General features: G+C 48.5%; 8 protein-coding genes. 6 read left to right on the forward strand and 2 right to left on the reverse strand.

All coding sequences use genetic code 11. The annotated features are described in order from the left end of the window. Positions 1-72 precede the first annotated feature (72 nt). The 4 genes from MKY42_RS06285 (at position 73) to MKY42_RS06300 (ending at position 9,689) form a co-directional block, all read left to right on the forward strand. Positions 73-1,809, forward strand: coding sequence for a methyl-accepting chemotaxis protein (locus MKY42_RS06285; RefSeq protein ID WP_090894059.1), 1,737 nt, complete (start codon positions 73-75; stop codon positions 1,807-1,809). Between the two features lie 329 nt (positions 1,810-2,138). Continuing rightward, on the forward strand, positions 2,139-5,132 hold the full coding sequence (locus tag MKY42_RS06290; RefSeq protein WP_339852748.1) for a glycoside hydrolase family 9 protein: 2,994 nt from the start codon (positions 2,139-2,141) through the stop codon (positions 5,130-5,132). Positions 5,133-5,209: 77 nt separating this feature from the next. Further along, positions 5,210-8,485, forward strand: a complete 3,276-nt coding sequence (locus tag MKY42_RS06295) for a glycoside hydrolase family 48 protein (RefSeq protein WP_090894061.1) — start codon at positions 5,210-5,212, stop codon at positions 8,483-8,485. Positions 8,486-8,909: 424 nt separating this feature from the next. Continuing rightward, entirely contained in the window at positions 8,910-9,689 is a 780-nt protein-coding gene (locus MKY42_RS06300; RefSeq protein ID WP_090894063.1) for an NlpC/P60 family protein, read from the forward strand. 87 nt (positions 9,690-9,776) lie between these two features. Here the strand turns inward: MKY42_RS06300 and MKY42_RS06305 are convergent, their stop codons facing one another. Next, positions 9,777-10,685, reverse strand: coding sequence for an ArsR family transcriptional regulator (locus MKY42_RS06305; RefSeq protein WP_090894066.1), 909 nt, complete (start codon positions 10,683-10,685; stop codon positions 9,777-9,779). Positions 10,686-11,061: 376 nt separating this feature from the next. Here MKY42_RS06305 and MKY42_RS06310 point away from each other — a divergent pair, with 376 nt between their 5' ends. Beyond that, a complete protein-coding gene (locus MKY42_RS06310) occupies positions 11,062-12,567 on the forward strand; it encodes an alpha-N-arabinofuranosidase (RefSeq protein WP_339849730.1) in 1,506 nt (501 codons plus the stop codon). A gap of 355 nt (positions 12,568-12,922) precedes the next feature. Here MKY42_RS06310 and MKY42_RS06315 read toward each other — a convergent pair whose 3' ends face one another. Beyond that, entirely contained in the window at positions 12,923-13,696 is a 774-nt protein-coding gene (locus tag MKY42_RS06315) for an MBL fold metallo-hydrolase (RefSeq protein WP_090894070.1), read from the reverse strand. 127 nt (positions 13,697-13,823) lie between these two features. On the opposite strand from MKY42_RS06315, the gene MKY42_RS06320 reads away from it, so the two are divergent. After that, positions 13,824-14,255, forward strand: a complete 432-nt coding sequence (locus tag MKY42_RS06320) for an Lrp/AsnC family transcriptional regulator (RefSeq protein WP_339849734.1) — start codon at positions 13,824-13,826, stop codon at positions 14,253-14,255. The last annotated feature ends 6 nt before the right edge of the window (positions 14,256-14,261 follow it).

Raw genomic sequence — 14,261 nt, forward strand, 5'->3', positions numbered from 1 at the left:
AATTCATGACGAAAGGTGTCGATATATTATAAATATGTAGTAGTTTATGCACTAAGTTGAGGAGTGGGGAATATGGAAGGTACGCGGGGAAGCGTGATGGGGAAGCTTAGATTTACAATTCGTATGAAATTATTGACCGGATTTTTAATGGTAGTGGGGTTGTTAGCTTTTGTCAGCATTTATGCGCTGACTCAAATCCATGATATGTCTAACAAAGCCGATGATGTGGACAAGACATGGATGCCCAGCGTATCTCTGTTGGGCCAGATGAATGGTGATATTTCCGATGTGGAACGCCTTGCGCTCGCAGTCATTGTGGAACAGGACAAAAATGAAACTGCCAAGTTGAACGAGGCTTTGAATCAGCTTCTTAGCAAGATAGAAGATGAACGAAAACAATTGTTAACTTTCATAAATAGCAATGAAGGGGCAATGAAACTTTACAATGAGTTTAGCACCAACTATGAGGCATATCTGGCAAAGATGCCTGCATTCATTGAACTAGGATTGAAAAACGATTATAACGAGGCCAGTAAACTGCACACAGAGGCTTATTCATTGTGGTATACAGCCAACGATTCCATTGTCAAATTGATTGAAATGGGGAATCAAGGGTCAGATCAAGCTACGAATGGATCGGTTGAGACCGCCGAAAGAGCATTTAATATTATTTTAGGAGTAACCATTGTTGCTTTCCTGATTGCCATGTTTATCGCCTTCTTCATTGCAAGCATCATCTCACGTCCAATTCAGAAGATGAATGCAGCAGCGATGTTGATTGCTAATGGTGACTTGACCAGTGAGAAGATTGTTCTCAAGAACAAGGATGAGCTGGGAACGCTGGCCGATTCCTTCAATGTGATGACTGGCAACCTGCGGGAGATGATTCAATCCGTATCGATGACATCCGAACAGGTAGCCGCTTCCTCGGAAGAACTTCTCGCGAGTGCAGAGCAGAATACAAGGGCATCGGAACAGATCTCCGAGACGGTTGAGGAATTGGCTGTAGGGACATCGGATCAAGTAGATATGGTGAAACGTTCTTCACAGGCGATGAGTGAGATGGCTCTGGGTTCGGAACAGATTGCTGAGCTTGCTCAAAGTGTATCCGTGTCTGCCGTTGATGCAGCAAATCAGTCTGCAGAAGGAAATATGATTATTCAGCAGGCAGTTGAACAGATGGGATCTGTACGCAATTCCATTGCATCACTGACAGAACTGGTTACAGGGCTGGGAGAGCGTTCCGCAGAGATTGGTACCATTACCGAGGTTATCAACAATATTGCTCGTCAGACCAACCTTCTTGCATTGAATGCAGCGATTGAAGCGGCACGAGCAGGAGAGCATGGCAGAGGTTTTGCTGTTGTTGCCGGAGAAGTGCGTAAGCTGGCCGAGGAATCCTCTGAATCTGCTCAAAAAATTACGGATCTCGTGCAATTGATTCAGAAGGATACAGATCATGCCGTGCAGGCTGTGAAAGTAAATAGCAATGAAACAGAGGCAGGCATTGAGATTGTAACCGCGGCGGGACAAGCCTTTGAACAGATTTCGAATGCAGTGAACAAGGTCGCTGGTGAAATCCAGGAAGTATCGGCAGGTTCGGAGGAAATGTCTGCAAGTACGAGTGAAGTGGTAGGGTATGTGGGTCAGATCTCCAACATTGCGGGAGAAGCAGCAGGTGGGGTACATAATGTATCTGCCGCAACCCAGCAGCAGCTGGCTTCGATGGAAGAGATTGCTTCATCTGCAGGCTCATTGTCCAAAATGGCTGAAGAGTTGCAGGAGCAAATCAACAAATTCAGAGTGTAAACGATCCGAAAGAAGGATATTCAGATTGGATAAAGGCTTGATCATAATTTAGTCTGTAGCACGGGGTATACGAAATATCTAGGCTGTTTCTCATATTGCATTCATGCGATATGAGGGGCAGTCTTTTTTGTCATATCACTACCCAAACATGTCACAACAATGTTATTTCAGAAGTCACCAGCGCTGATATTGCAACTGGAACAAAAGGATATAATGGTAATTAATGGTGGAAATACATGGAGTTACACCATAGAAGGGAGCGGGTTATTTCATCAGTGTAATTGAAGAATGACGAGACGACTATTGCCAAAGGAGATGAATGGTTGAAGATGAAGGGAAGCTGGTGGAGACGAATCGCTATTCTTGCGTTATCGGCAGGGCTACTGGCAGGAAGTACATCCATACAGGCATGGAATGGAAAGGCAGATGCGGCTGCCGGGAATCATAACTATGCGGAAGCATTGCAGAAGGCGGTTTATTTCTATGAAACACAGCGTTCAGGGAAATTGCCGGAAGACAATCGGGTGGAATGGCGTGGTGATTCCGGATTAAATGACGGAGCGGATGTTGGGGTTGATTTGACCGGAGGGTGGTACGATGCTGGAGATCATGTGAAATTTGGTCTGCCTATGGCCTATTCGGCTACGATGTTAGCTTGGTCTGTTGTGGAATACCGTGAGGGATACGAGCAGGCAGGGCAACTGGAGGAGATTAAGGATAACTTGAGATGGGCCACAGACTATTTTGTGAAAGCGCATACGAAACCAAATGAATTATGGGGACAGGTTGGAGCAGGCAATACAGACCATGCCTGGTGGGGACCGGCTGAAGTGATGCAGATGAACCGTCCTGCTTATAAGATCGATGCATCCTGTCCGGGAAGTGAACTTGCGGGAGAAACCGCAGCGGCACTCGCTTCTTCATCCATTGTGTTCCGTGACAGTGACCCGGCTTATGCCAACAAACTGCTTCAGCATGCCAAGGAGTTGTACAGCTTCGGTGATACGTATCGAGGCAAATACTCGGATTGCATTACAGATGCTCAATCGTTCTACAATTCATGGACAGGTTACTATGATGAACTTGCCTGGGCTGCAACATGGTTATATATGGCGACAAATGATAGCGCTTACTTGTCCGAAGCGATTGCTACGGCGAATTTGTGGCAGGCGGATGGACAGAACGGGAATTGGGCCTACACATGGACCCAAGGCTGGGATGACAAACATTACGGAGCCCAGATTCTGCTCGCTCGCATTACGTCGAGCCTGAACATGCCAGAAGCGACGCGGTTCATTCAATCCACGGAGCGCAATCTGGATTATTGGTCTGTAGGCACGAATGGACAACGGATCAAGTATACACCGGGCGGGCTTGCCTGGCTTGATACATGGGGATCGCTCCGCTATGCAGCGAATGCATCCTTTATTGCTTTTGTGTACTCTGACTGGGTCAGTGATCCGGTGAAGAAAGCGAGGTATCAGGACTTTGCCGTTTCACAAATGAACTATATCCTGGGGGATAATCCTCGCCAGAGCAGCTATGTGGTCGGTTATGGTCAGAATTCGCCTAAACACCCACATCACCGAACCTCCCACAGTTCATGGATGAATTCTGAAAATACACCATCAGAGCACCGTCACACGTTGTACGGAGCGATGGTTGGTGGACCGGATGAGACGGATGCCTATACCGATTCCATTGGTGACTATGTCAGCAATGAGGTGGCAACCGATTACAATGCAGGCTTTACAGGCGCGTTAGCCAAGATGAATCTGTTATTTGGCCAAAATGATCAGCCCATCGCGAATTTTCCGGCTCCAGAAGTGAAGACGGATGAGTTCTTTGTCGAAGCTGCCGTGAAGGCATCCGGTTCAAATTACACGGAAATCAAGGCTCAACTGAACAATCGTTCGGGCTGGCCTGCGCGGATGGGGGATAAATTGTCTTTTCGCTATTTCGTGGATCTGAGTGAAGTTTACGCTGCAGGATATACCGTATCTGATGTCAAGGTTACAACCGAATACGCCGAGGGCGCTACCGTATCCCAACCGCTTGTGGTTGATGCGGCGAAACGAATCTACGCTGTTACTGCGGACTTTACGGGAACCAAGATCTATCCAGGCGGGGAAGGACATTATCTCAAAGAGGTCCAGTTCCGCATTACCGGCCCGCAAGGCGCCTGGAATGCGAATAACGATCATTCATTCCAGGGCTTGGGCACAGGCAATGTGACGAAGAGCGTATATCTCCCAGTCTACGATGCGGGAATACGGATATACGGTCAGGAACCTGGTGTCACACCGGTCGTCATGCCCGCTGCACCTTCGGGGGTGCAGGCTGTATCGGGGAATGCTCAGGTAATCCTGAACTGGGCAGCATCACCGGGGGCAGAATCGTATACCGTGAAGCGTGCCGAGGTGAATGGGGGTCCATATACTTCTGTAACGACAGGCTTACATGGCTTGACGTATACGAACACGGGGCTCACGAACGGGAAGACCTATTATTATGTGGTGACGGCTGTTAACTCAGCCGGGGAATCGCCCGAATCTGCACAAGCCACTGCCACGCCGCAGGCTGGAACATCGTTGCCTGGCGCACTGACGTTAAGCGGTACAGCAGGGAACGCCCAGTCGATTTTGACCTGGACGGCAGCCACGGGAGCTGAGACTTATAAGGTACAGCGCTCCGTTAGGGGCGGCGCATATGCCGATGTGGCAACTGGATTGGCAGTGTTGAATTATATCGATACCATCGCGGTAAATGGCACGCCGTACAGTTATCGGATCGCCGCCGTGAATGCGAGTGGACAGACGTTGTCCAATATCGTGACGTTGACACCGAGTGCGCCTCCGGCAACGACGGGCACGCTTGAGGTGCAGTATCGTAACGGAGGGTCAGGTGCGTCCGGCAATGCGGTGACTCCGCAGTTTAATCTGAAAAACACAGGAACGCAGGAGATTGATCTGAGTACCGTGAAGCTCCGCTACTATTTTACCAAGGATGGTGCAGGGGATCTGACCTTCTGGTGTGATTATGCCCAGATCGGCACAGCCAATGTTGAAGGCAAATTTGTCACGGTGACTCCGTCAACGGGTACAGCGGATACGTATCTGGAAATCAGCTTCAAATCCGGGGCTGGCAGCCTGGCTGCCGGAGCGGAGACGGGTGTGATCCAGGGGCGCTTTTCCAAGAATAATTGGAGTAATTTTGATCAGAGCAACGACTATTCCTATGATGCAACCAAGACGGCCTTTGCTGCCTGGGATCACGTAACTGGGTTTCAGGGAGGGACGAAAGTCTGGGGCATGGAGCCGTAACCTAAAAGGGAGTTTAACAGCATGCGCAGACCCAAAGTAATTCAAATTGAATTTCACCATTCCAGGGAGGTAAGTACATGTTGAAATCAGCTGCGAAAAAAAGTTTGACGGCCATGCTTGCAGGGACTGTAATGTTGACCGGATACTCCGGGTTATGGGCGGGCCCCCAAACGGCTTATGCCGAAGAGCAGACCATTGATGCTCAGGCGGATGGGATAAACGAAGCTCGATTTTTGCAATTGTATGATCAGCTGAAAGATCCGGCGAACGGTTATTTCTCTCCAGAAGGCCTTCCCTATCATTCCATTGAAACGCTGATGAGCGAGGCACCGGATTATGGACACATGACAACATCCGAGGCATATAGCTACTGGCTCTGGCTGGAAACAATGTATGGTCACTATACGGGAGATTGGTCTCAACTGGAAGCGGCTTGGGACAGCATGGAGAAATATATTATCCCGGTCAACGAAGGTGACGGGAAGGAAGAGCAGCCTACGATGAGCTCATACAACCCGAACAGCCCTGCTACCTATGCGGCGGAAAAACCTTTCCCGGACCAATATCCATCGCCACTTAATGGTCAATATGCAGCGGGTAAAGACCCAATTGATACCGAACTCAAGGCGACCTATGGTGACAATCAGACTTATCTCATGCACTGGCTGGTCGATGTGGATGATTGGTATGGATATGGCAACTTGCTGAATCCATCGCATACGGCTACCTATGTGAACACGTTCCAGCGTGGGGAGCAGGAGTCTGTGTGGGAAGCCATCCCGCATCCATCCCAGGATGATAAATCCTTTGGTAAGGCAAACGAAGGCTTCATGAGCTTGTTCACAAAGGAAAATCAGACACCGTCAGCGCAATGGCGTTACACGAACGCAACGGATGCCGATGCGCGTGCTATACAGGTGCTGTATTGGGCGAAGGAGATGGGATACAACAATACGGAATATCTGGATAAGGCGAAGAAAATGGGGGACTATCTTCGCTATGGCATGTATGATAAATACTTCCAAAAGATTGGAAGTGCCAAGAACGGTACACCAACTCCGGGTACAGGCAAGGATTCCAACATGTATCTCATGGCCTGGTATACGTCATGGGGCGGCGGCTTGGGTCAAGGTGGGGATTGGGCTTGGCGGATTGGAGCGAGTCATACCCATCAGGCATATCAAAATCCGGTGGCAGCCTATGCCTTGTCTGATCCGGCTGGCGGCTTGATTCCGAAATCAGCAACAGCCAAAGCAGATTGGAATGCTACGCTGAAACGTCAGCTTGAATTCTACACTTGGCTACAATCTCATGAAGGAGCTATCGGCGGGGGAGCAACCAACAGTATAGGCGGTTCATATGCAGCTTATCCGGCAGGAACAAGCACATTCTATGACATGGCCTATCAAGAAGCACCAGTATATCGTGACCCGGATTCCAACACCTGGTTTGGATTCCAGGCATGGCCGCTGGAGCGCGTGGCGGAGATGTATTACATTTTGGCCGAAAGCGGGGACCTCAGCTCCGAGAACTTCCAGATGGCCAAAAAAGTCATTACCAAGTGGGTCGACTGGGCCAAGGATTATGTGTTCGTTGATGAGCGTCCAGTGACGGATGCAGAAGGATATTATCTGAACGCGGCAGGTCAACGGATTCTTGGCGGTACCAATGTACAGGTTGCGACTACACCTGCACCGGGCGAATTCTGGATTCCAGGCAGCCAGGAATGGCAGGGGCAACCGGACAAATGGAACGGGTTCAGTTCCTTTACGAACAATCCTAATTTCCATGTGATAACCAAAGATCCTGCTCAGGATACAGGCGTGCTAGGAAGTTATATCAAAACCCTGACGTTCTTTGCAGCGGGAACTCAAGCCGAAGGTGGCGTACTCAGTGCCAAAGGTCAGGCAGCCAAAGATATGGCAGAGAAACTGTTGAACACGGCGTGGGATTACAATGATGGTGTGGGGATTGTGACCGAGGAAGTACGTAAAGACTACTTCCGCTTCTTCGCCAAAGAGATTTATATTCCGGCGAACTGGACGGGAACCTTCGGACAGGGTAACACGATACCGGGTACAGCCGGCGTACCTTCTGACCCGGCCAAGGGTGGTAATGGCGTATACATTGGTTATTCTGACCTGCGTCCAGCCATCAAGCAAGATCCGGCATGGGCTTATCTGGATAATCTGTACAAAACGTCTTATAATCCAACAACAAAAAAATGGGAAAATGGCGCACCAACCTTTACGTATCACCGTTTCTGGTCACAGGTGGATATGGCTACCGCGTATGGCGAATTTGATCGTCTCCTTGGTGACGCAGGAGGCCCAGGGGTCCAAGTGCCAGCAGCTCCGGCCGGTCTGACAGCTGCAGCAGGCAGTGAGCAGGTTGTTCTGAACTGGACCGCATCCACGGGTGCAGCTTCTTACACGGTAAAACGTGCAGAGGTGAACGGTGGCCCGTATACTTCCATAGCAACAGGGGTTACCGGTTCGACCTTCACGGATACAGGACTGACGAATGGAAAAACGTACTATTATGTATTGACGGCAGTGAATACTGCTGGTGAATCTGCACCTTCTGCTCAAGCCTCTGCAACACCGCAAGCGGGAACTTCCATACCGGGCGTGTTAACCCTTACGGGAACGGCAGGCGATAGTCAGGCTGTGCTGACATGGACCGCATCGACCGGAGCTGCAAGTTACAAGGTACAACGCTCGGTAGCAGGTGGAGCCTACGCCGATCTGGCTGCAGGTCTGACGGCACTGACATACACGGATGCCACGGCAGTGAACGGTACTGCATACAATTACCGAGTGGTGGCAGTGAATGCAAGCGGGCAGACCTTGTCCAATGTAGTGACGGTGACACCAACAGCGCCTCCTGTAACAACAGGTGCACTTGAAGTGCAATATCGCAATGGCGGTTCAGGGACGTCAGGCAATGCGGTGACCCCGCAGTTCAATATCAAGAACACAGGCACGACAGCAGTAGATCTGAGTCAGGTGAAGGTGCGGTATTACTTTACGAAGGATAGTGCATCCGATCTGAGTTTCTGGTGTGATTACGCTCAGGTTGGAAGCGCCAACGTTGAAGCTCAATTTGTGACGGTAGATCCGGCCAAAGGCACAGCGGATACGTATCTGGAGATTGGTTTTAAATCCGAAGCAGGCAGTCTGGCTGCGGGAGCAGAGACGGGAATTATCCAAGGTCGCTTCTCGAAGAACAACTGGACGAATTTTGATCAGACCAATGACTATTCCTTCGATGCGACCAAAACGGCCTTCAGCGCCTGGAATAAAGTGACCGCTTATATTGGCGGAGTCAATGCTTGGGGTATTGAGCCATAATTAATTCATATTGAAACGAGTATAGCCGGGGAGATATCTCCGGCTTTTTTGTGATGATTTTAGAAGTATAGGTTTGGATAATCGAGAAATGAATCATAGTAATGTTTACCAAATATAGAATTTAAATATTAAAATATAGGTCATATGTCTCATGTCCCAAGTGATGATGGGTTTAGGCCTCATTTCTGCGTAAAACGAAGCACAGCAAATAGTTACAATAATTTAACCTTTGAAAAAGAAGAGATTTGCGGCAGTTTTAGCCAACGGGTGTGAGGAGTTTCCCTGATTCTTAGTGCTCAAGCCTGCCTGATTGAATACAGGACTTTGGACTGATGATCGTTATGGACAGCCCGTTTTACAATGGGGCAAGCCCGGCGAATGAGGCCAGGTTAAAATTCTGTAACATCAGGGGGAACACGACATCATGAACTGGAAAAGCAAGATCATTACTGCAAGTGTAACAGCAACGATGCTGATGGGAAGTCTGACAACAGGAGCATTAACGACACCTGCATCGGCAGCCGCAGTTGAAAATTCAAAAGTTAAAGTCATCTGGGGAGTAAATTTGCGTACGTCACCATCTTCTTCCGCAAGCATTGTTCGTTTGGTGCCAAAAGGGGAGACCATTACGGTACTGCAAAAATCCGGATCAGGCTGGTATAAAGTTACGGACTCCGGTAAGCGGACAGGATACATATCTTCTTCTTCAAAATATACACAAGCCGTGAAAGGCAACACGACAACAGGAAGTTCAGTTACAGGCAGTGCTTCTGTAGAGAAAGTCATAGCGGCTGGCATGAAGTATTGGGGAACGCCTTATGAATTTGGGGCAAGTCGTAACAGTACGGCTACGTTTGATTGCTCAAGCTTTGTCCGCCAGGCATTTATCGATGCACTTGGAATCAAGCTTCCATCCGATTCGCGTAAACAAGGTGCTTATGTGAAAGCCAACGGTACCGTTCAGACCAATTGGAAAAATCTGAAGCGTGGTGACCTGATGTACTTTATGTCCTACAAAGGCAGTTCGGCTTCATCGTATTCTAGTGTTAACAAATCCACTGCTACGATTACCCACACGGGAATTTATCTGGGTGACGGCAAAATACTGCACACCTATTCCAACGCTGGCGGCGGTGTAACGATTAGTGATATCTCCGGCAAACATTGGGAGTACCGTTTCCTGTTTGGTGGAAGTGCACTTTAAGTTCCAGCATGCTTATTAAATAATGACCACATATAGAACCTTCCATCTCTGCCTATACGGGGGATGGAAGGTTCTTTTTGTTGTTTATTAGTCCTGGTAGTACAGACGGAACAGAATATCCTGATCATAGTTGCCGAATCCTTGACCATACAACGTCAGCCCGCCCACATGCTGCGCATCTTCCTCCACGGAGAGGCGCAATGTCCACTGATTACGTTCCACGGGAATATCGGCAAGCGTAACTTCGGACATATGCTGTCCATCAATAAATGTGCCTTCATGGGTGATCCGCAGCACCTTGAGCATGCCATATTGATTGACACTGTCGCTCCACCAATCCGGGGTAAACATGCCTCGTCCATTTCCCGAATCTCCAGGACTTGTCCATTCACCGAGTCGAATACCATTGAGCATGAATGTAATATCCGAAGGCCAGTTCGGGTTGACCGAAGGGGCCTCTGAACCTATCTCAAGTGACAATTCAATGGCACTGATCTGTTGGCCTAACAAGATATAGTTTGGAATTTTGTATTCCACGAAGCCGCGTCCAAACCAGAGAATATGGGCATGCATTCGCTCGGGATCCAGAAAATAGCGTGGATCATCATACTGTCCAATGACGTGATCGGATGTAGCCAGTCCACAAGTTGGATACACATCAAAATGGGTGTAATGCCCGACTGGGATTGCTACTTCATGAAGCTTGCGGGTGGTGCCCGTTTCCTGTGGCATGGAGATGCCAATCCAGTCGACAGCGAGGCTGTTCATTTTGTGCGTGCCGCCATCCTTGCGAATCATTTTGGATTGAATGATGCCCACATCCTGAAGCTTGCGAACATGCATGGTTACGATTGCACTGCTCAGGCCGAGTGATGCCGCAATGTCCTTCACGTTCATTGGGGTCTCCGCGACAAGCCTGATAATCTGCAGACGGACTTCACTCGCGAGTGCTTCGTAAAGGGGCAGCCATTCTGCATCGGTATTTGCTCTAATCACATCTGTTCCTCCAGGTAATATGAGTTGATTTAGTGTTATTCACACGAGGCCACTACGCTGACAGAATAACCTTCCAATCGCTGTTATCCCCGGATTTCTTTGAATCACTATGAGTAATGGGTGAAATCCGGGGATAAAGGCGACCGCTACGCTTTTACAGTTTTTTTCTGTCCTCTTCGTGCACGTGTGAATATCGAGTTAACTCATATCAATTATTTTTATAGAATTAAGTTAAACATAAATCCAGTCAAAAGAATAACATTTTGCAAAATTCAGGTTGAAATTGCTGCCATAATCGATTTTAATATAAATATGAACGTTGATCCATAGATTATCAATTAATTTTTATATTAATCTTAGGGGGCTGAACTTCACGATGGAAAAAGCAAAAATGACGGTAGACAAGGATTTCACGGTTGGCGTAGTTGATAAACGTTTATACGGTTCATTTATTGAACATCTGGGACGTGCCGTATACGGTGGAATATATGAGCCAGGTCATCCTACAGCGAATGAAGCGGGCTTCCGTGGTGATGTGCTGGAGATGGTTAAGGAGCTGCAGGTTCCGATTGTGCGGTATCCTGGCGGTAACTTTGTATCCGGTTACAACTGGGAAGATTCGGTTGGGCCTGTATCTGAACGCAAACGCAGACTGGAACTAGCCTGGAGAACAATCGAGACCAATGAATTCGGGTTTAACGAATTTGTGGATTGGTCCAAACTGGCGAATTCGGAAGTGATGATGGCCGTCAACTTGGGAACACGGGGTGTAGACGCAGCCCGCAACATCGTGGAGTACAGCAATCATCCGGAAGGTTCCTATTATAGTGATTTGCGTATTAAACATGGATACAAAGAGCCTCATGCCATCAAAACCTGGTGTCTAGGCAACGAAATGGACGGTCCGTGGCAGATTGGTCACAAAACAGCAGAAGAGTATGGACGGATTGCACTTGAAGCGGCAAAAGTGATGAAGTGGACAGATCCAACGATTGAGCTGGTCGCTTGCGGAAGTTCATCCCTGGGTATGCCATCCTTCCCGGAATGGGAAGCAACGGTGTTGGATCATACGTATGATCATGTTGAATATCTGTCGCTTCACCAGTATTACGGTAATGCTGAGCAGGATACGCCAACATTCCTTGCGCGTTCCCTTGAGATGGATCGTTTTATTGAGACGGTAAAAGCGACCTGTGATTATATCAAAGCGAAGAAGCGCAGCAAGAAGACGATGTTCCTTTCCTTTGATGAATGGAATGTCTGGTACCACTCCAATGAAAGTGACAAGAAGTTGGACCCATGGCAGATTGCTCCGCCACAGCTGGAGGACGTATACAACCATGAAGATGCACTGCTTGTGGGCTGTATGCTGATCAGCATGCTGAAACATGCGGACCGAGTCAAGATGGCATGTCTGGCGCAGCTCGTCAACGTGATCGCTCCAATCATGACGGATAATGGCGGTGCTGCATGGAGACAGACGATTTTCTATCCGTTCATGCATGCTTCCGTGTTCGGACGTGGAACAGCACTTGTGCCGTTGATTCAGTCACCGAAATATGATACCAAACAAATTACGGATGTTCCTTATCTGGAGGGCATTGCGGTGCATAACGAGGAGCAGGGTGAAGTAACTGTGTTTGCCGTGAACCGTCATCTGGAAGAATCACTTCCGCTTGAAGTGGATCTGCGCAGCTTTGGGAAGTGCCGCTTGATTGAGCATATTGTGCTGGAAAGTGATGATCTAAAAGCAGCCAATACCGCAGCACAGCCGAATCGTGTTGCTCCGCATAATCGTGGTGATGCAGAAGTATCAGATACATTGATCACGGCAAGCCTGGCCAAAGCATCGTGGAACGTAATCCGATTGAAAGTTCAATAATAGATCAGGAAGATTCATGCGGGTTGCACCGGGAATAAAGGGAACAACGGAACACAGGGCACTCCGATGGCAGAATGATCCCGTATTTCTGTGATCTTAATAAGAAAAAAGGCTGGATGCGAGTTTATACGCATCCAGCCTTTTTTCGTGATATAAAAACGTGTACTATTTCGCCATATAGAGTGTCCCGGGTTCCTTAGATGTTTGGACAAACAGCAACCCTAGACAGTTAACTAACATTGTTCGCTAAACTTTGGAATTCCGATGAAATATTCAAAACAGGCAGTCCCTTATATTCGCGCATACTTAAGACCCGGAGACTGCCTTTTCGGCATAACATGTCTCAACGAAAATTTTACTCCAACCCGGCTCCCGGCCCAAACACAAAGCTCTCGCCATCGCGTGGAATGAGCACCTGTCCGTCCAATTGTTCGGATGCCAGATAACTGGCGAGGTCCATCCGGGACATCATGCAATGGTTAATGGCGTCCATATGCACAGCGATGATATGAGCATCCGGCGCATGGCGTTTCACTTCAGCTACGTCAGGTCCGTCCATCGTGATCGGATCTCCTTGCAGGAAGCGGGCACCGCCGGCATTCACCACAATCACCTCAGGTTGATATTGACGAATGGCCTCGGCTGGCTCTTCACACCAGATGGTATCCCCGGCGATATAGGCGACAGGTTCTTCGTCAGCTTCCAATACAAAACCAGACACCTTGCCCATACGTTCGCCGATTTCTCCGGTTCCATGTTGTCCTGAAGTGCGGGCCAAACGTACAGAATGATACTCATGTTTCTCATTCACGGCGGTAACGTTGGTAAATCCGGCTCCAGTGAACACGGCCTCATCTCCTGGCTGGCACAGCAGAGGTACATCCTTGCGGAGCTGCTTCGCTGCTGCTTCATCCCAGTGATCGGGGTGAGTATGCGTAACGATCACCAGATCCGGATTCACATAATCCGTTTCCGTCTCGGGTAAGGAGACTCTAGGATTGCGTAACTCATTGGGTGTGTTCGGGAAAGCAGGCATTACTTCTTTATCCATCAACATGGGATCAACCAGTATATTCAGACCCCCATATTCCAACCATAATGTAGCATTGCGAATCAATTGAATTTTCATTGAAGCTGCACTCCTTCGGGAATTAATGTTATTATCCTATATGTTATACAACCCGTTTATGGGCGTAAATAACACACTGAAAGAAAACAGACCACTTTAATTTCAAGTTGAAAGGATTGCAAAATAGATGAATGAGACGATTGATGATACAGATATACGCATACTGAAATGCCTGATCCAGGACGCCAAACGCTCTCATAAAGAGATCGGCGAAGAGGTGCATTTGACCGGACAGGCTGTAGGTGCGAGAGTACGCAAGCTGCATGATCTGGGTGTTATTGAAGGGTATACGGTAAAATGGAACCCGGAACGCCTCGGCTTGGGCCTGCAGGCATTTGTAACGATTTTTCTGAATTCCGGCGACCGGCATGCCGCCTTCCGTGAATTTATGGCTGCACGTGAAGACATCGTGGAGGTTCACCGTGTCAGCGGAGAGGGCTGTTATCTGATGATCGTACGCACAGGAACCATGGAGCAGCTTGGCAGTTTGCTGGAAGCCATTTTGCCATATGGGAATTATAGAATGAACCTGTCTGTTGGTATCGAAAAGGCGGAATGATGGGAG

This window comes from Paenibacillus sp. FSL W7-1088 (genome assembly GCF_037969855.1).
In the GTDB taxonomy this organism is placed as follows: domain Bacteria; phylum Bacillota; class Bacilli; order Paenibacillales; family Paenibacillaceae; genus Paenibacillus.

What these genes read in the sequence shown, in the direction of transcription:
- MKY42_RS06285 (WP_090894059.1), top strand. Translation starts at nt 73, where the DNA reads ATGGAAGGTACGCGGGGAAGCGTGATGGGGAAGCTTAGATTTACAATT.
- MKY42_RS06290 (WP_339852748.1), top strand. Translation starts at nt 2,139, where the DNA reads ATGAAGGGAAGCTGGTGGAGACGAATCGCTATTCTTGCGTTATCGGCA.
- MKY42_RS06295 (WP_090894061.1), top strand. Translation starts at nt 5,210, where the DNA reads ATGTTGAAATCAGCTGCGAAAAAAAGTTTGACGGCCATGCTTGCAGGG.
- MKY42_RS06300 (WP_090894063.1), top strand. Translation starts at nt 8,910, where the DNA reads ATGAACTGGAAAAGCAAGATCATTACTGCAAGTGTAACAGCAACGATG.
- MKY42_RS06310 (WP_339849730.1), top strand. Translation starts at nt 11,062, where the DNA reads ATGGAAAAAGCAAAAATGACGGTAGACAAGGATTTCACGGTTGGCGTA.
- MKY42_RS06315 (WP_090894070.1), bottom strand. Translation starts at nt 13,696, where the DNA reads ATGAAAATTCAATTGATTCGCAATGCTACATTATGGTTGGAATATGGG.
- MKY42_RS06320 (WP_339849734.1), top strand. Translation starts at nt 13,824, where the DNA reads ATGAATGAGACGATTGATGATACAGATATACGCATACTGAAATGCCTG.